General features: G+C 67.7%; 17 protein-coding genes. 5 read left to right on the top strand and 12 right to left on the bottom strand.

What is annotated here, in order from left to right; genetic code table 11:
* The first annotated feature begins 84 nt into the window (after window positions 1-84).
* The 3 genes from A3ES_RS0142940 to A3ES_RS0142930 are packed head-to-tail and all read left to right on the top strand — an operon-like array spanning window position 85 to window position 3267.
* Window positions 85-1044 (top strand): carbohydrate ABC transporter permease, encoded by a 960-nt coding sequence (locus tag A3ES_RS0142940; protein ID WP_020393028.1) that lies wholly within the window; start codon window positions 85-87, stop codon window positions 1042-1044.
* Window positions 1025-1945 carry a carbohydrate ABC transporter permease gene (locus A3ES_RS0142935; RefSeq protein ID WP_026163732.1) on the top strand — a complete coding sequence of 307 codons (921 nt, stop codon included), beginning with the start codon at window positions 1025-1027 and terminating at the stop codon, window positions 1943-1945. The genes A3ES_RS0142940 and A3ES_RS0142935 overlap by 20 nt, the downstream gene beginning before the upstream one ends.
* Window positions 1946-1968: 23 nt before the next feature.
* Entirely contained in the window at window positions 1969-3267 is a 1299-nt protein-coding gene (locus A3ES_RS0142930) for an ABC transporter substrate-binding protein (protein WP_020393026.1), read from the top strand.
* Between the two features lie 755 nt (window positions 3268-4022).
* On the opposite strand, the gene egtD is transcribed toward A3ES_RS0142930, so the two are convergent.
* The 5 genes from egtD to A3ES_RS57360 form a co-directional block, all read right to left on the bottom strand.
* On the bottom strand, window positions 4023-4988 hold the full coding sequence (egtD, locus tag A3ES_RS0142925) for an L-histidine N(alpha)-methyltransferase (protein ID WP_020393025.1): 966 nt from the start codon (window positions 4986-4988) through the stop codon (window positions 4023-4025).
* Window positions 4988-5731 carry an ergothioneine biosynthesis protein EgtC gene (egtC, locus tag A3ES_RS0142920; protein WP_026163731.1) on the bottom strand — a complete coding sequence of 248 codons (744 nt, stop codon included), beginning with the start codon at window positions 5729-5731 and terminating at the stop codon, window positions 4988-4990. The genes egtD and egtC overlap by 1 nt, the downstream gene beginning before the upstream one ends.
* On the bottom strand, window positions 5731-7062 hold the full coding sequence (egtB, locus tag A3ES_RS0142915) for an ergothioneine biosynthesis protein EgtB (RefSeq protein WP_020393023.1): 1332 nt from the start codon (window positions 7060-7062) through the stop codon (window positions 5731-5733). Before egtB ends, egtC begins: the two co-directional genes overlap by 1 nt.
* Window positions 7059-8354, bottom strand: coding sequence for a glutamate-cysteine ligase family protein (locus tag A3ES_RS0142910; RefSeq protein WP_020393022.1), 1296 nt, complete (start codon window positions 8352-8354; stop codon window positions 7059-7061). The genes egtB and A3ES_RS0142910 overlap by 4 nt, the downstream gene beginning before the upstream one ends.
* A gap of 139 nt (window positions 8355-8493) precedes the next feature.
* A complete protein-coding gene (locus A3ES_RS57360; RefSeq protein WP_420323167.1) occupies window positions 8494-8706 on the bottom strand; it encodes a hypothetical protein in 213 nt (70 codons plus the stop codon).
* A gap of 120 nt (window positions 8707-8826) precedes the next feature.
* On the opposite strand from A3ES_RS57360, the gene A3ES_RS0142900 reads away from it, so the two are divergent.
* The gene (locus A3ES_RS0142900) at window positions 8827-9897 is read left to right on the top strand and encodes an FAD-dependent oxidoreductase (protein WP_020393020.1); all 1071 of its coding nucleotides are present in this window, start codon (window positions 8827-8829) and stop codon (window positions 9895-9897) included.
* On the opposite strand, the gene A3ES_RS0142895 is transcribed toward A3ES_RS0142900, so the two are convergent.
* The 4 genes from A3ES_RS0142895 to A3ES_RS0142880 are packed head-to-tail and all read right to left on the bottom strand — an operon-like array spanning window position 9887 to window position 13341.
* Window positions 9887-10549, bottom strand: coding sequence for a (2Fe-2S)-binding protein (locus tag A3ES_RS0142895; protein ID WP_020393019.1), 663 nt, complete (start codon window positions 10547-10549; stop codon window positions 9887-9889). The two genes, A3ES_RS0142900 and A3ES_RS0142895, sit on opposite strands and share 11 nt — an antisense overlap.
* Window positions 10546-11322, bottom strand: a complete 777-nt coding sequence (locus A3ES_RS0142890) for an ABC transporter ATP-binding protein (protein ID WP_020393018.1) — start codon at window positions 11320-11322, stop codon at window positions 10546-10548. The genes A3ES_RS0142895 and A3ES_RS0142890 overlap by 4 nt, the downstream gene beginning before the upstream one ends.
* A 4-nt stretch (window positions 11323-11326) precedes the next feature.
* Window positions 11327-12355 (bottom strand): FecCD family ABC transporter permease, encoded by a 1029-nt coding sequence (locus A3ES_RS0142885; RefSeq protein ID WP_020393017.1) that lies wholly within the window; start codon window positions 12353-12355, stop codon window positions 11327-11329.
* Complete coding sequence (locus A3ES_RS0142880; RefSeq protein ID WP_020393016.1) at window positions 12352-13341, bottom strand: FecCD family ABC transporter permease; 990 nt, start codon at window positions 13339-13341, stop codon at window positions 12352-12354. The genes A3ES_RS0142885 and A3ES_RS0142880 overlap by 4 nt, the downstream gene beginning before the upstream one ends.
* Window positions 13342-13483: 142 nt before the next feature.
* Here A3ES_RS0142880 and A3ES_RS51995 point away from each other — a divergent pair, with 142 nt between their 5' ends.
* On the top strand, window positions 13484-14047 hold the full coding sequence (locus tag A3ES_RS51995; protein ID WP_020393015.1) for a hypothetical protein: 564 nt from the start codon (window positions 13484-13486) through the stop codon (window positions 14045-14047).
* A gap of 165 nt (window positions 14048-14212) precedes the next feature.
* Here A3ES_RS51995 and A3ES_RS0142870 read toward each other — a convergent pair whose 3' ends face one another.
* From A3ES_RS0142870 to A3ES_RS0142850, 3 genes are all read right to left on the bottom strand, one after another.
* On the bottom strand, window positions 14213-14533 hold the full coding sequence (locus tag A3ES_RS0142870; RefSeq protein ID WP_020393014.1) for a putative quinol monooxygenase: 321 nt from the start codon (window positions 14531-14533) through the stop codon (window positions 14213-14215).
* 33 nt (window positions 14534-14566) lie between these two features.
* Window positions 14567-16618, bottom strand: a complete 2052-nt coding sequence (locus A3ES_RS50405; RefSeq protein WP_020393013.1) for an AfsR/SARP family transcriptional regulator — start codon at window positions 16616-16618, stop codon at window positions 14567-14569.
* Window positions 16619-17483: 865 nt separating this feature from the next.
* Window positions 17484-18041: transposase family protein (locus A3ES_RS0142850; protein ID WP_020393011.1), on the bottom strand; the 558-nt coding region annotated here is incomplete at its 5' end.

Below are 18041 nucleotides of genomic sequence, written 5' to 3'. Positions count from 1 at the left end.
CGGACACAGGGTTGACTTCCCTCTCACCGCACGGCATCGTCACCTCACAGTAAACTTTGGAAACGTTACCGTCCAGGAGGCAGGATGAATCGTGACGGACGACGACGGAAGGTTCCCCGGGCGGGGAAGGTCGGCCGCGGCCTCAGCCGCAACGCCGGCTCGGACGTCAAGGCCGCCTACCTGTTCATCTCGCCGGCCATCATCGGTTTCACCGTCTTCGTGGTCTATCCGCTGGTCCGCTCGTTCTACCTGTCACTGACGAAGTACAACGGGCTGTCCGACCCGGTGTTCGTGGGCCTGGGCAACTTCCGCCGGCTGTTCACCGTCGACCCCGCGTTCTGGCCGTCCCTGCGCGCGACCGGCTATCTCGTCTTGCTCTACGTGCCGTTGAGCCTCGCGCTCGGGCTGGCGCTCGCTGTGTTCTGCAACCAGCGTTTCGCCGGCGTCCGGATCGTCCGGACACTGGCCTATCTTCCGGTGGTACTGCCCGCGGTCGCGACCATCACGCTGTGGAAGTTCATCCTCAACCCGCAGGTCGGCCTGGCGAACACGATCCTGGACAAGCTGCACCTGCCGACCAGCGACTGGCTGCAGAGCCCCGCGATGTCGATGCCGTCGATCGTGATCGTGATGCTGTGGGGCGTCGGCGGCACGATGATCATCTTCCTGGCTGCGCTCCAGGCCGTGCCGAACGAGCTTTACGAGGCCGCCCGGGTCGACGGCGCCGGACCGTACTCGGTGTTCTTCCGGATCACCTTGCCGATGATCAGCCCGATCATGTTGCTGCAGGTCATCCTGCAGACGACGGCCGCGCTGCAGACCTTCAACCAGCCGAAGATCCTGACCAACGGCGGCCCCGGGTTCAGTACCAACGTGCTGATGCTGTCGATCTACAACAACGGATTCTCCAACCTGGGCAGGATTCCCCAGCTCGGCTACGCCTCCGCCCAGGTGTGGGTGCTGTTCATCGTCATCATCGCCGTGATCGCCCTGACCGCGAAGTTCTCCTCGCTCTGGACATACAGTGACAACACTCCCGACTGAAGCGCCCGCCCCCGCTCCCGCGCTCACCGAGACGCCGGCCGCGCCGAAACGCAGTACAGGCAAACGAACGGCCCGTACGACGTCCTGGTACGTGACCGCCTTGTTCATCTGCTCCGTGATGGTCGTCCCGCTGCTGTGGATGATCACCATCGGGCTGAAGAGCGGTTCCGCCGTCTTCGAGGTGCCGCCGCGGTTGCTGCCTCGCGAGTTCCAGTGGAGCAACTTCGTCAACGGCCCGGAGGCGATCCGGTTCCCGCGTTTGTTGCTCAACTCAACGATCATCACGATGCTGAGCGTGCTCGGCGGCGTGATGACCGCGATGATGGCCGGCTACGCGCTGGCCCGGCTGCGGTTCCCGGGCCAGAAGGTGTGGTTCTACCTGTTCGTCGGCAGCATGCTGCTGCCCGGCGTGGTCGGGCTGATCCCGTTGTTCCAGCTCTACAAGAGCATCGGCTGGTACGACACCTGGCTGCCGCTCATCGTGCCGGCCTTCTTCGGCGGCAATCCGCTGTTCATCTTCCTGGCCAGGCAGTACTTCATGGCCATCCCGTACTCGATCGACGAGGCGGCCAAGATCGACGGCGCCGGGCACCTGCGGATCTTCGTCAGCGTGATGCTGCCGTTGACCCGGCCGGCCTGGATCACGATGGCGATCCTCGCCTTCCAGGCGTCCTGGAACGACTTCCTCAACCCGCTGGTCTATCTGTACTCCGCCGACAAGTGGCCACTGTCGGTCGGGATGGCGCAGTTCGTCTCACCGTTCGCCGGGCAGACGCCGAACTGGAGCTACTACATGGCCACCAACCTGCTCTACATGCTGCCGCCGCTGATCATCTTCTTCGCCGCGCAGCGCTATTTCATCCAGGGCCTCGGCTCGCTGGGCAGCACCACGCAGAAGTGACTCACCCCCTGAGGAGCACAACAGTGAACAGGATCATCGGTACCTCCCTCGCCTGCGCGGGGTTGCTGACGGCAACGGCTGCCTGCGGCGGATCGGACTCCGGCGGCAAGTCCGGCGGACCGGTCACCGTAACCGTGATGACATGGGAGTCCCCCGAGACGAACACCGCCATCAAGAAGGCCCTCGAGGGCTTCAAGGACGACCAGATCAAGGTGCAACTGATCGACACCCCGAGCGGCGGGTACGGCGACAAGCTCGCGTCGCTCACCCAGGCCAAGAAGCTGCCCGACCTGTTCTGGTGCGGTAACGACACCGAGCAGCAGTACACCTCGCAGGGCCTGCTGGTCGACTGGTCGAAGAAGATCGAGGACGGTGACGGCGACTTCAAGGCGGACAAGTTCGTCGGCTCCGCGATGACGAACTGGAAGACCGGCGATGGGCTGATGGGCGGCCTGCCGTCGCTGATGAACACCTATGGCGTCTGGTACAACGCCGACGCCTTCAAGGCCGCCGGCATCCCCGAGCCCAAGGCCGGCTGGAGCTGGGACGACATGTACTCCGCCGCCGGCAAGCTCGCGAACAAGGGCGGAGCGAAGTACGGGCTGGTCGCGGATCAGCTCACCGGGGCGGACGGACCGTTCACGATGAGCATGTACTCCGTGTCGGCGGGCGGCGCGGCTTTCACGGACAACGTGAACCATCCGACCAAGGCGGAGATCGACGACAAGTACACCGAGGGCGTGGAGAAGCTCGCCGCGGCGATCAAGTCGGGTGCGGTGGCGCCACCCGGGTACGACGCGTCGAACGTGCCGGCGCTGTTCTCCGGCGGCAAGGTGCCGATGATGTTCGGCGGGCAGTGGCTGGCCGCCGGGTTCCAGACCGACAAGCCGAAGATCAAGTACGGGTTCGCGCCGTTCCCGCAGGTGAACACGCCGACGACGCTGTACGACTCGGTCGGCATCTGCACGCCGGAGTACACCGGCGATGAAGACGCGACCTACAAGGTGCTCGAGTACATCAACACGAAGGTCTGGGACGCCGTCCTGCCGGCCTCGCCAGTCGCGCCCCCGGCGTACACGCCTGCGCAGGAGAGTTACTTCAGTGCTTTGACCAAGGCAGGACAGAACACAGTCGTCGACACGGTCAAGGCCGACCTCGCCGCCGAAAAGACGGTCGGCGTGCGCTTCACCACCCAGTGGGCCTCCCAGGTGGTCGACCTGACAACGGCGTACTGGCAACCCATCCTCAACGGCAAGAAGCCGACCTCCGACCTGCAGACCTACGTCGGCAAGATCAACGACCTGATCAAGTCCCAGGGCTAGTCCCAAGCTGGTCAATTGGGTGGGCCCGTCGCTTCGCCAAGGACACCTTGGCGACGGCGGGGCCCGACGAGGTGGGGCGGTCGGGTCCGGCGAGGTACGGCGACGGCCCGATCGGCGAGGTACGGCGTGGGTGGGTGAATCGGCGCGCTGGCTAGACGACTCGCGGCGTGCCGGTCCGGTCGATAGCGCCTTGGCCGACCAATAACCTGCTATACAGCGCGCCATCGGCACCAGAACCGGCCATCGGCACTCCGCAATCCGGCGTACCAGCCGTGGATGGGCGGCGCCCGCCCCGCCCGGCTGGCCCGCCCGGCTGGGTCGGCCCGCCCGCTGGCTCGGCTTGGTCGAGTACGCCGGTACGCAGCACTAGACGGACTCATCCACCACCCCCATCGGCTGCGCCCCGGGCCAACTTCTTTGTCGCCAAGGTGTTCAAGCCCACCACTGGTGGGCTTGAACACCTTCCGGTGGCGACGACGAGACCCCCTGGGTACAACGCCCGGGAGGGCCGGACGCCCACGCATACCCAACTCCGGTCAGCAAACGCTTCCCCCGGCGTGTCGGGCCATCGGGGACGGGGCGTGCGTGCGCAGCCGTCCGCGCGGTCGCGCCGGGCGCCGCCATCCCCGCGGTCGCGCCGGGCATCGACGCCGCCTTCGGCTTCCGTGCGCCTGCCTGCGGCGGGCAGCCCCGGCGAGGCACCTCCCCGAACCGCTTAGCCAACGGGCTTGGGGACTAGCTCGCTGTCCCTTGGGTCAGGTGGCTTGCCAGAGGGAGAGGGCGAAGCGGGCTTCGGTGTCGGTCCACCAGGCGGCGGGGGTGAAGCCGGCCTTGTCCAGTTCGGCTTCGACGCCGTGCTGGTGGAATTTGGCGGAGACCTCGGTGCTGAGTTCCTCTCCCTCGGCGAAGTCGACCTCGAGGCCGATCTCCGGGATCAGCACCCGCATCGCCCGGTCGGCGCGCAGGTGCATCTCAATCCATTCGTTCTCCGGGTCCCAGATCGCGCGGTGGCTGAACGACTCGACGTCGAAGTCCGCGCCGAGTTGGCGGTTCAGCACCCGCAGTACGTTCCGGTTGAACTCGGCCGTCACCCCCGCGCTGTCGTCGTACGCCGCGACGAGGGTGGCCGGGTCCTTCACCAGGTCCGTGCCGAGCAGCAGCCACTCCCCTGGCTCTAGGACCTCGCGGACGGAGTGGAAGAAGTCGGCGCGTTCGGCGGGCAGCAGGTTGCCGATCGTGCCGCCGAGGAACGCGACCACGCGCGGAGCCTCGCCGGGGAGCTTGTCGAGGTGTGCGGTGAAGTCGCCGACGACGCCGTGCACGGTCAGGCCCGGGTAGTCGGTGTTGATGGCGGCGGCCGCGTCGCGCAGCGCCGATTCCGAGACGTCGAGCGGGACGAACGTCGACAGCGTGCCGTGGTCGCGCAGCCCGTTGAGCAGCAGCCGGGTCTTCTCCGACGAGCCGGAGCCGAGCTCGACCAAGGTATGCGCGCCGGTCAGCTCCGCGATCTCGCCGGAGCGGGCCTGGAGGATCTCCCGCTCCGCGCGGGTCGGGTAGTACTCCGGCAGCCGGGTGATCTCCTCGAACAGGTCGCTGCCGCGCGCGTCATAGAACCACTTCGGCGCGAGCCACTTCGGCTCAGCCGTCAGCCCGGCCCGGGCGTCCTCCCGCAGCGCGCGAGAGGCGTAGTCCGGGGTCAGGTGGATGTCGATCGAGGTCACTATCGTCCTTCCATCAAAGGGGTGACGGCTAGCGTGCTTTTGGTTGCTAGAAGCAATGAATGGTCGGGGACCTGCTCCCAGCCGGTGTCGGTCCAGGGCTCGGAGCTGACCGCTACCGAATTGGTTGTTCGCCGGACCCAGAGCGAATGCGTCCAGGTGGTCGCAACGATCTGCTCCCCATCGGTGAGCAGGACGTTGAGCCGGGAGTCAGGCGCCGCGGCGGCGACGTCGCGCACGACCGATGCGACCGACTCGGCGGCAGGCGCACCGGAGTACAGGCGGTCTTGGATCAGGGCCCACAGGAGGGCGGAGTCCATCGGGGCGTCGAGGGTGAGCAGTTCGGAGACGGGCAGCGACTCGGCGAGTTTGGTCACCGAGCCGGGCCAGCCGCTGATCAGGCCGTTGTGGCTGAACAACCACTGGTCCCTGGTGAACGGCGCGACCGCCGACTCCGTCAACGGCGACCCGACCGTCCCATTCCGTACTGCGGCCAGCACGGCGCCGGACCTGATCGACGAAGCCAGCCCCGGCAGCGACTCGTCGGCCCAGATCGGCACACTCCGCCGATACCGGACCACGGAGCCGTCGACGTACCAGCCGATGCCGAAGCCGTCCGCGTTGACCGAGCCACCGCCGCGCATGTCGGAAGGGGCCCAGCTCTGTCGATATAGCGAGCGCGGCGGATCCAGGACCAGCGAAGCGAGCGAAACCGGCGGGCCCAGGTAGGCAAGGTGCCGGCACATCAGCCCAGCTCTTCCGGACGGGGATCTCGGGCGCAGCGGAAGCCGGCGAAGATCTGGCGGCGGATCGGGTAGTCCCAGTTCCGGAACGTGCTCCGCGCGACCACCTCGTCCGTGCCGAACGAGCCACCCCGCAACATCTTGTAGTCGCTACCGAAGAACACCAGCGAGTACTCGTCGTACGGGAAGGCTCGGAACCCCGGGTACGGCTTGAAGTCGCTGCTGGTCCACTCCCAGACGTCGCCGATCAGCTGCTCGACACCGAGTGGCGACGCGCCTGCCGGGTACGCCCCGATCGGCGCTGGCCGCAGGTGCCGCTGCCCGAGGTTCGCGTGCTGCGGCCCCGGGCTCTCGTCGCCCCAGGGAAAGCGCCGCGTCCGCCCGGTCTCCGGGTCGAATCGCGCCGCGAACTCCCACTCTTCCTCGGTCGGCAGCCGCTTGCCCGCCCATTTCGCATACGCCTCGGCCTCGTAGAAGCAGGCGTGCATCACAGGCTCGTCGAGCGGCAGCAGCTCCCGATGCCCGAATCGCGTCCGCAGCCAGTTGCCGTCCTCAAGCTCCCAGAACCGCGGCGCAACCAGCGAAGCCTTCTGTACATGGGCCCAGCCGGCCTCGGACCACCACCGCGGATCCTGATAGCCGCCACCGGTGACGAACTTCAGGTAGTCGCCGTTGCTCACCGGCGCCGTGTCGATCACGTACGGCGCGACGTGCACCGGGTGGGCCGGTCGCTCGTTGTCCAGCGCCCACGGCTCGATCGACGTCCCCATCTCGAAGATGCCACCGGGCACCAGCACCTCAGGCGTGGCCAGCCGTCGGCCGGGCGGAGGCGCGGGCGCGTCGAGCACCGGGGTGCCCGTCCGGAGCTGATGCGTCGCGAGCATGGTCTCGTCGTGTTGCTGCTCGTGCTGCACGATCATGCCGAAGGCGAAGGCGTTGTCGAGCAGTTCGCCGCCCTGGAACTTCACGTGGTCGAGCACATCGAGGACCTTGTCGCGCACCTCCACGACGTACTGCCTGGTCTCGGCCGGACCGAGCAGCGGCAGCGACGGGCGATCGGAGCGGGCGTGCATGAACGCGTCGTACAGCTCGTCGATGTCCTGCCGGACCGGTTCGCGGCCGCCGACGTCGCGAACCAGCCAGAGCTCTTCCTGGTTGCCGATGTGCGCGTAGTCCCAGACCAGCGGCGACATCAGTTTGGAGTGCTGCCGGACCAGGTCGTCGGTATCGACCGCGTCGGTGAGCTGAACGGTCCGGCCGCGCGAGCGTTCGAGTTGCTCGGCGACGAACGACCGCAGCTCCTCCGCGGTCAGCTCGGACAACTGGTGGGTCATGATGCTCGCCTTCTGTGGGTGTCGTCGACGATGCAGTGCAGTCGGTCGCCGACCTCGGTGATCAGGTCCTGATCAACTCCGATGCGGCTCAAGTTCGTGGTGGCCAGCGCGACCAGGTCGCGGGCGGCCTGCAGGACCGGCTTGTCGTCCAGCCCTTCGCGCGCGGCGGGAAACCAGCGCCCGGCTGCCGGTGCGGCAGCGGCCAGCGCCTGGTCGGTGACGGCCGGGTCGGACATCAACGCGGACAGCAACAGGGTCGGCGCGATCCAGCCGTCACCTGACTGGGCGTCGAGGTAGCGCACCTCCAAGTACCCGCGCGGCCGCACCGGCGGGAACAGCGTCGACAAGTGATAGTCCAGGTCCGCGTACGTCGGCCTGTCGCCAGGCGGCTCCCCGTCGCCCGTATTCCCGTCGCCCGGATTCGCGCCGGGCCGGCCTGCCAGGTTGCTGCCGTCGAGGGCACCGTCCGCCCAGGCGCCGAAGGTCAGTCCGGGTGGGGCGTCCCAGTTGTCGCCTCGACGCAGGCAGAGCACGGGCGCGTCCATCGCAGTACGGGCCCAGGCCTCGGCTGGATCACCGTCGAGGGGTGGCGGCTCGGTGAAGGGGGCGCAGGTGCCGAAGGTGGCTTCGGTCCGGGCGGAAGCCCACCCGGTGTCAGAGCCCTCGCGTCTCCGCGAGTTGGCGAACAACCCGACCAAGGCTGGACCGAAATCATGCAGCGCTCGCCAGCGCAACGCCGTCTGGTCGGCCTCGCCCGCATCCAGGCAGACCTGCAAGCCGGCCGTGCTGCACATCATCCGCGGGCCATGCGGGCCGAGCTGCGCGAAGGCGCGCTCCATGGCGGCGTACCGGGGAACGGTCAGGATGCGACGCGGCGGGCGGAAGGCGTCGAGGCCGAACTGACCTGGTCTCAGGCCTTCGGCGGCGAGCAGGGAGGTGAGCTCCGCGGCGTCGGCGGCGGTGTCCTCGATCAGCCTGGGCACGGAGGCCGAGGCGGGGCCGGAGATCTCTACCTGGCCACCCGGCTCCACCGTGACCAGAGAACCCCGGTTCAGCGGCAGCTGTGGACTGCCGCGGACCAGGGTCGCGGGCGCATGCACGCCCAGGGCATTGCTGAGTTGAGCGGCATCGAGGGGCCGGTGCAGATCATCCGCATGGTGCACCGTCCACTCCAGCTCGACGCCGTGGAGTTGTGGAGGACCGTGCTTGAAACAAACCATCGCGACGTAACCCTCAGCCTCCACGCGGGAGCCGATCGGGGTCGTCGCCGGAAACTCGCGGGACGCGGTCACGTCAACGAACCTATCCGCGGCCATCGGGCCGGACAACTGATAGTGGGTTACCCCTCGGTGACATGGGGGCCGCCCGGAACGGTGTCGAATTCATGATCGACATCGTGCCGGGCGGCTCCGACAGTTTTCGGTTCCCTGCTCAGCCGGGGTATTTCACGCTCCCGCCCCAGTCGTTGCGATGCCAGCCGTCCTGCGGGGTCCACCACCAGTGGTGGAGCGTGTTCGTTCCGCTCTGAGCGAAATATTGGTGCTGATCGGCGAATGCGAAACCAACCGGGTCAGCGTGCGCCTCACCACCGAGGTCCTCCCAGGTCACCTTGCCGGTCCGCTGGTCCCACCACCAGTGATACAGAGTCTTGTTCGACCTCCACAGTCTCGACTTCCCCGACTTGGAGTCACTGTGGGTTCCGGAGCAGTCCAGAACAATCCCTCAAACCACCGTCGAAGGTCCAGTGTCGGGTAGGAAGGAGCCATGCAGACCTACGACGTCGTCGTGATCGGAGCCGGAGCGATGGGCTCGGCTGCGGCTCGTGCTCTCGCGGCCGCCGGCCGTGAGGTGCTCGTGCTGGAGCAGTACGAGCTCGGGCACGACCGCGGCGGGTCGCATGGCGGCACCAGACTCTTCCGGCTCGCCATCGACGACGAGGGCGAGCTACTCCGGGCTGCACGGGCGCGGGCTCTGTGGGAGGAGCTGGAGAGCGAGACCGGCGTGCAGATGCTGGATCCGGTCGGCGGTGTCGACCACGGTCTCGACGAGCGGCGGGTACGCGAGTCTGCGGCGCTGCTCGCGCGACACGGAGTCCCGTACGACGTACTGGCGCCAGAGGCTGCTACTGAGCGCTGGCCGGGGATGCGGTTCTCCTCCAAGGTGCTGTACCAGCCCTGGTCGGGCCGGGCGCTTGCTGAGCAAGCATTGACTGCGATCCGGGCATCTGCTCGTTCACTGGGGGTGGAGTTCCGCCCGCAGTGCGCGGCGACCGGAGTACGGGTTGCCGGGGACGGTGTCGAGGTCGAGACCGCTGCGGGCGCAGTACGGGGTCGTCAGTTGGTGGTGACGGCTGGGCCTTGGACAGCTCGGGTCCTTGCCGGTGCTCTCGAGGTGCCGGCGATCTCGGCGTCCCAGGAGCAGCCGCGGTTCTTCGCGCCGGTGGATGCGTCCGCGCAGTGGCCGGTCTTCGTGGATCGGCGCGTCCGGGCGTACGGGGTGTTCGAGGAGGGGCGCGGCGTGAAGGTCGGGATGCACGCGTCCGGCCCGGTGATCTCGCTCGATCAGCGGGATTTCCAGGTCGAGCCCGCTCGGGACGCGGCGTTGGTCGCCTATGTCCGGGAGTGGTTCCCAGGGTTGGACGTGACGCGGTCGGAGGCGATCAGTTGCCTCTACGACAACACCGAGCGCGGGGATTTCGTGATCGACCGGCGCGGGCCGATCAGCGTGGCGGCCGGGTTCCACGGCGAAGGGTTCAAGTTCGTGCCGCTGGTAGCGCGCTACCTTCGCGATCTGGTGACCGGCTCTGAGTCCACGCCTGAGGTTTTCAGGCTTTGACGCGGGGGCAGCCGCCGCAGGCTTTGACGTTGGGGAGTGCGTAGAAGAAGCAGCACGACGTACGGATCTCCTGGTCGAGACGGATGCCGAACGCCTCGGCGGCAGTTGCGGCGTGCACAGCCTCCTCTGGGACCTTGAAGGCGCCGCGGAGCTCGTCCTCGACCGCGCCTCGGCGCTGGAGCGAACTCAGCTTCACCCCTGGCCGGTACGAGTCGGTGAAGGCCTTGGTGTGCTCGTCGACCTGCACGACCGCCTCTTCGAGCGAAACCACCTTGTCCGACAGCAGGGCGACATCGGTCGGGTAGTGCGCCGTCGGGTGCCGTCTGAAGGCCAGTGCCTCGGGTGACACGTCTGGCGAGACGCCTGTCAGAGCAGTGGAGATTCCCGCGATCATGGACGGCACGGAGACGTACCACAGCAGCACGAACATGGCGGCGACCTGCAGAGGCGGCTCGATGTTGTACTCGCGCCCGTAGTCGTCCAGCAGCGCCTTCCGCCACCCGTACGTCGGATCGCCGCCTGCCAGCTGCTCGTTGAGGAGCTCGGCGCAGGAGATCCACTCGGGGCCGGGCACTGCGGACGCAGTACGGACGGACAGCCAGGACACCTCCCCGTCCAGCATGTCCGCGAGGCGCCTCGCGGTGTACGTCATACAGCCAGCCTACGGTCCGGGACCACCACAGGCGCTCCCCCGACCTCCACCACCGTTGCCCGCAGGCCGAACACCTCGTGCAGCAGCTCGGCGCTCAACACGTCTACCGGGTGGCCCTCTGCGGCGATCTCACCGTTGCCCATGACGACCAAGTGATCGGCGTACTGCGCTGCAAGGGTCAGGTCGTGCAGTACTACGACCACTGTGCGACCAGAGGTGTGCGCTGCGGCGTGGACGACGTTCATGACGTCTACTGCGTGGGCTAGATCCAGATACGTCGTCGGCTCGTCCAGGAGCAGGTGTGGAGTGCCCTGGGCCAGCACCATCGCGATCCACACCCGCTGCCGCTGCCCGCCGGACAGTTGGTCGACAGGGCGGTCCTTGAGCTCCTCCAGCTCGACCGCGGCCAGTGCCTCGTCGATGGCGCTCTGGTCGTCGGAGGTAAGGCGTGCGAACAACCCGCGGTACGGGTGGCGGCCTCTGGAGACCAGCTCGGCCGCAGTGATCCCCTCGGGCGTGACAGGGCCCTGCGGCAGGATGCCCAGCTGGCGGGCGAGTTCACGGGCCGGTAGCTGGTGGATGTCCTTGCCGTCGAGCAGTACGCGTCCGCCCTGCGGTGCCATCAGCCGACTCATGCCACGCAGCAGCGTCGACTTGCCGGAGCCGTTGGGGCCGACGATGGCCGTCAGTCGGCCGCTCGGCACCTCCAGGGTGAGACCGGACACGACCGGCTTGTCGCCGCTGTACGCGAGGGTCAGGTTCTCTACGAACACGGGGTCACCGTCCCTTCTGCTGACGACCGATGAGATGGAGCAGGTACGGTGCTCCGGCTGCTGCTGTGACTACGCCGACCGGGAGTTCGTACGGACCGACTTGCAGTACTTCGAGGCCGTTGCGGGCGACCAGGTCTGCTGCTGTGACGAAGAGGGCGCCTAGTAGCGCAGTACTGAGGAGTGGTGGGCGTTCTGTCTTCGCTAGCCGCTGGGCGATCTGTGGAGCCACTAGTGCGACAAAAGCGATCGGACCGGCACCGGAGGTGGCCATGGCGGCCAGCACGGTGGCGATGACGAGCAGGGCGATGCGCACACGGGAGACGCGTACGCCTAGTGAGGATGCGACGTCGTCACCGAGCACTAGTGCGTCGAGGTCGCGGTTGAAGGCCACTGCCACCGGCAAGAGGAGGAGGACGGCCAAACCGACCGGGATTGCGTCGGACCAGGTGCGGGCGTTCAGAGAGCCCGCAAGCCAGGCGGCGGCGCGGCCGGCATCCGTGACGTCTCCGATCACCAGGAGCCAGGCCACTATCGAGTTCGCGGCTGCCGCCACGCCGACACCGATCAGGACGATCCGGCCGGCGTCGATGACGCCACGCTGGATCGAAAGAACTCCTACGATGGCGGTAGCGGCCAGGCCGCCGATGATCGCCGCCAGGGGGATGCCGACTCGGGCGGCGACGCCGGAGATGTTGCCGCCGCCGGTACCGGCCAGGACGATCACGGTGACAGCCGCGGCCGAGGCGCCCGAGTTGACGCCGACGATGTCGGGGCTGGCAAGCGCGTTGCGCGACAGGGTCTGGAGGAGGGCGCCAGACACTGCGAAGGCGATTCCTACGAGTAGGCCGGTCGCTACCCGCGGCAGCCTGAGTTCCAGCACGATCAAGCGGGTGCCGCCGTCACCGCCACCCAGCAGGGCCTGGACGACGTCAGCCACGGGGAGTTTCGTCGTACCGACGCTGAGGCTGACCAGGGCGAGCGCTATGGCCAACAGGGCACAGGCAGCACTCAGTACGAGCGTGCGTGGGTTCACAGGACGACCGCCCGGCGCCGGACGACCATCACGAACAGGGGCGCGCCGACGACGCCCAGTACTACGCCCGCCTGCACCTCACCGGCTCCACCGACGAGCCGGCCGACCAGGTCCGCGGTGACCAGGGCGGCAGCTCCGATCAGGGCGGACGCGGGGATCAGCCAACTGTTGCGGGCGCCGAAGATCCTTCTGGCGACGTGACCGGCGAGCAGGCCGAGGAACCCGATCGGCCCACAGGCAGCCACCCCAGCGGCGGTCAGCAGGCCGATCGCGAGCAGCCCGACGAGCCTGGCCCTTCTGATCGACAGCCCAAGACCAGCCGCGACATCGTCGCCCAGGGCAAGCAAATCCAGATCACGCGCGTTGATTGCTGCCAGCACCAACCCGACTGCCGCGAACGGCAACACCTGACCAGCGACATCAAACCCGCGCCCGGCCACTGACCCGACAGCCCAGAACCTGTACCCATCAAGGGTGTTCGCGTCCAGCAACACGATCGCTGACGTCATTGCCCCCAGCAACGCAGCCACAGCGGCCCCCGTCAACGCCAACCCCACCGGCGACGCCCCACTCCCCCGCGACGCCAACCGCTGCACCCCGAAGGTGGCGATCAGAGCGCCGATCAATGCACACCACACGGTCGACCCGACCGACTCGACCACTCCGATTTGCAACCCCAGCACCACCGCCAACGCGGCCCCCGCACTAACCCCGAAAATCCCCGGCTCCGCCAGCGCATTCCTGGTATGCCCCTGCATCAACGCACCCGCGACCCCCAGACAGGCCCCCACCAACACTGCCACCGTCGTCCGCGGCAACCGCAGACTCCTGACGATCACATCCGCATCAGACCCACTCGCCTCAGTGAGCGCATGCCAAACCGCCCCCACCCCCAACCATCGAGCCCCCAACGCCAGACTCGCCCCGAACACCACCAGAACAAGCAGCCCCAACCCCACCAGCCGCCCCACCCGCCCACCAACCATCCCCACACCTTAGGCGAGCCTTACTTCCTGCCCGCCGCGCACCCCAGCCAAATCCACTAGCCCGAGCGCACCTAAGAGATGATCATCGGGGACGTCCACCCACCCCTTCGCCGCTGAGGATCGCAGCCGATGAACCTCGCTGATGACAAGGACGACAGCATCCTGCTGTTCCTCCGCGAACCTCGCTTACGTCAGCTCCTGGCAGCAGCCGCCCGGCGAGCACTACGTCGAACTCGAGTTCCTCGCCCTCGGCGCCACCGTCGAGACGACCATCAGCGATCCCTACCCCTTGGCCGAGGCGCTCACCTTCGTCCGCGACCATCTCGACAGCAACCACGACCCGCGCTGGCCAGGAAGACGACCGTTCTGGGACCTCGAATCCGCCGCCGAGTCCAAACTCGTCCGCCGGCTACTGCAACGTCGCTTCCCGGACCTCTACCAGCGCCTGGCCAGCGCCCTCGAACAGGCCGACCCGTACGACGTCGTCTACCCGAACAACCCCGGCGAGTACAACGACGTGATCCACGAGTTCCTCGTGATGGCCGACCCCGTCGACGGCGACCTGACCCGCCTCTCCCAGACCCAGATCACCGACCTCCTCAAAGCCGCCCTCGCCCGCTGCTTCGGCGAAAGACTCGACGAAACCAAACTGCAGCACACAGTCACCCTGCTCCGCACCACCCCGGCGCCAGATACCACGATCTGAACGTCAAGCTCTCGCCGCAGAACCCAGCACGACCTATGTCTCGGTCTCGGTCTCGACATCCTGGTCGATCGAAATGGCAGCCGCTGATGCTGGACTTCCCCGGCTGGCGGCTTTAATGGTTGATGGATGACCAGGAGCGCGCGGCCGCCGCCACGAGACCACGAATCATGACGTCACCATCAGGTTCACGCTGGACGCCAGGGTGTAGTCGACACCGCTGAAGTCGTCGCAAAGTTCTCGGCAGCGCGTGAAGTACCGGCCGAACTCCGGTCGCGACTTCCAGGCCGCGACGCTCTCGTCGCTGTCCCACGCGCCGTACGAGACGAACTCGTCGGGCGCCTCGGCCGCGCGCAGCAGCAGGAACATCCGTGCGCCCGGTGCTGCGGAGTGCGCCCAGGTGGTGAATTCGGTCCAGCGGGTAATGAAGTCGTCGGCTTTGCCCGGCGACACGTGCCAGGTGCCCGAGGTGTAACGCTGTCCGTTCATGTCCGGCTCCCTTCAAGGTCGGTTGGCCCGACTCTAGAAAGCGGCCATTCCCTGAGCGTTCCTCAGCCGCCGGACCGCGCCGATGCGGTCGAAGACCTCGATCGCGGCGTCCAACTGTCCTGCTGCGGCCGGCCCGACCTGGGCGGCCTGCATCGTGGTCCGGGCGGCCCAGAACGGCATCAGGGCCCGCCCGTACAGCGCAACGCCCGCCGCGAAATGCTCCTGGGCCGCGGCCGACTCGCCCTTGGCGGCGTCGACCGAGGCCCGGGCGGTCTCGGCCATGGCCCGCCAAGCGGAACTGTCGAACATGCCCGCGACTCGTTCGGCTGCGGCGGCGTGCAGGTCTGCCGACGCGACATCGCCGAGCGCGGCACAGGTCTCAGCCGCGATCGGGTTGAGCAGCGCCGCGCAGCTAGGGCACTCACCGTGGCGCGCCGCCGCGGCGGCCGCCGAGCGAACGGCCCGAAGCGCTTCCTCCGGATACCCGCGCTCGACCGCGTCCAGCGCCGCGGTCGCGTACAGCCGCCCCCAGGTGTGCCGCGCGAGCGGGGACACCCCGGCGATCGCCATACCGCGCCGCAAAGCCGCCGCGGCCGACTCGCTGTCGCCCCGGACCGCCGCTAGTTCCGCGAGCCGCTGCCAGGGCAGGGCACCGGAGTTCGGGCCGAGCTCGCCATGGATCTCGGCGCTTCGTTCGAGGCACCCTTCTGCCTCGTCCCAACGGCCGTGCAGCAGCAGTGACTCGCCGAGCAGACACCAGGCGAAAGCCTGCGCCCGGAGCGCGCCCCGCTGGGTCGCGGCGTTGAGGGTGCGCAGGGCGTAGTCCTCGACTCCTGCGGACAGGTCGTCCCCGTAGAGGTGATACTGGCCAATGCAATGGTGCAGGTCGAAGATCCGGGCGAAAGCTTGATCGTCGTCGAGTTCGAGGCGATGCAACTCGCTGTGCATGCCCTCACGCCAGTCGCCGCGGAAGTGGTGGACGATGGCCAGGGTCTCATTCACGGTGGCCAGGTCCTGAGTGGTGCCGTGTTCGGTCGCGGCCGCCAACGCGTCCTCGGCGGTCGCCAGCGCGTCGTCGAGCCGCCCGAGTTCGCACAACCAGTTCGCCCGGACATCGAGCAGCCGCGCCCGCTCGGCGGCGTCGGCGGGTTGGGCGCCCGCAGCGCGCAGGTGACGCTCCGCGGCGGCGGGGTCGTGGCACATCACCAGCGCGCTCGCCGCCTTCCGGTGCAGCCGGGCCCGGTCCGGCGCGGCCGCCGACCCCAGTGCCGACTCGTAGGCGAGCCGTGCGCCGAGCAGGTCGCCCGCAACCGAGCGGAGGTCGCCGACCTGGTGCCACAGGTCGGCGGTTAACTCGGGTGGGGTCATGCGACCCGCCCGGATCTGTGCGTAGAGCCGTTCGGTCGCGGCGCTCGGAGTCACGCCGAGGTCGCGGTCCAGAGCCAGCCGCAGCGCGTCGTATTCGGCCATCGCCGCGGACCGGCGACCGGCGAGTGCTTGCAGCCGCATCAGCGCCGCCCCAGCTTCCTCATGGCTGGGTTCGTCGGCCAGAACCCGCCGCAGGGCGGCGATCGCCGCGTCGACGTCGGCCCGCGCTTCCAGCAGAGCTGCCCACTCGACGAGCAACTCGTGGGCTTCGCGGCGCAACCGGTCGGTGTGGGGTTCGGCCCACTCCTCGTAGCGGTCCTCTGGGAGCAGGTCTCCGCCGTAAAGGTCCACCGCGGCCTGGTAGGCCTCCGGCTCGCCGGAGCGGCGGGCGGCGAGAACCGCAGTCTCGAACGCCGAGACGTCCACGAAGTCCGCGTGCAGGCTCAACTGGTCCCCGACGGAGCCGACGCGGTCGGCCCCCAACACCTGCCGGACCTCGTGCAGAGCCTTGCGCAACTGGTTGGCGGCCGCGGCGACCGGCAGGCCGGGCCACAGCGCCTCGGCGAGCCGTTCGCGGTGTATGCGTCGGCCGGGTGTCAGCGCGAGCACCTTGACGATCGCGCGCGCTTTGCGCAGCCGCCAAGCCGCCTCGGGCAACTCCTGGCCGTTCACAGCGGCTCGAAACCCGCCGAGAAGCCAGATGCGTAGCTCGTCCACGCGCGCCTCCGGGAAAGACGTCTAACTGTACGACTTTCCTGGAGCAGAGCGGCGTACCGATGTCCTTGGGGTTGACCTGGAGCGCGCTCCAGGTTGTTGGCTCCCGGTCACGACCGGATTGAACCTTGCACTGGGAGCCATGGAGTTCGGCTCCCGCAGGGCAGAGCGAGGAGCTGCTTGGCCTTCGCCTGCAGAAGATGCAGGACCGGCCGATCCTCGCTCGGCGCCGATCTATACATCTTGAAGAGCTCGAAGACAACGGCCTGAGACTGCTTCCCAGCTCTCGCCCTGACGTCGGCATCAGTCCACGCGGCGAGCCATGCAGCACGCACGGACTCCACACTCACGGCAGCACCTTTATGTACTTCGGCCGGATCTTGGTGACCGGAGGAATCTTGTAGCCGGCCAGCCGTGTCGCTGCCACGGCTCCGATCTACTGCGATGACAGCTCACGCAAGTGATACCTCGATGGAACCGCACCGGTTTCGTAGTACGCGATGAACAGTTCGGCCGCGTGCTCCCACGCCATGACCTCGCTCGGCCTGACCTTGGTCGAATGTCTGCCAGCATCCCACTGGATCACGTCTGTCGCCGGATCACCTACCGCGGACGATCCGATCACAAACTGGTGGGCATGCTTGGACTCCAAGCGCCTCACCTCCACAGTCATCCGGTCGGCAGTCCCCGCACATTGGATGTACTCGGCTGGCCACGTCTTGCGATTGACCTGATCGAGGTCCTTACCTGGCGGCAACTCCCATAGGCTGATCGCGAAGATGTCGGCGCCATTCAGGCTGCGCAGAAGACGCCGAATCTCGTCTTCGATCGAAAGCTCAGGACTCTTCAGCTCACCACTGAGGTTTTCTCACCGGGTGCCGCGTTGGAGGTGTAGTAGGACGAGTGCGGCGGTGGTGATGGTGCCGATTCGCCAGGGGTCGAGGGTGATGCGTTCGAGTGCTTTCCAGGTGCGTTTGAGAAGGGCGTTTGCTCTTTCGGCGGGTGCGCGCAGGATGCTGATCGTGGTGTTGCGGGTCTGGTTGTCGGGACAGAGGTTGCCGCCCTTGGTCGGGACCATGATGCCGATCCCGGCGCCGGCGTAGCCCTTGTCTGTCAGGGTCGGCAGGCCTTGGGAGGCTGCTGGGTACAGGGCGGGGAGTGCGTGTTGCCGGGCGGCGGTGATGTCGTGGGTCGAGCCTGGTTCGACCTCGGAGGTCCATTCGGGGTAACCGGTCGGGTCGGTGAGGACCTGGATGTTGCCGCCATGTTGTTTGTGTTTTCCGGAGTACCACAGATCGTGTCCGGCTTCCGAGGGTGCGCTGCATCGGGTGGAGGGAATCAGGGTGCCGTCCAGGCAGACGAATGCCCAGCCTTCCTGTAGCGCTTGAGTGAGTACGTCGTGCAGATCCGGGCCATGCGCGGCGAT

This window comes from Kribbella catacumbae DSM 19601, from assembly GCF_000372465.1.
Taxonomy (GTDB): Bacteria; Actinomycetota; Actinomycetes; order Propionibacteriales; family Kribbellaceae; genus Kribbella; species Kribbella catacumbae.
The sequence above is the reverse complement of the archived record's forward strand: the minus strand, read 5'-3'. Positions and strand labels throughout refer to the sequence as shown.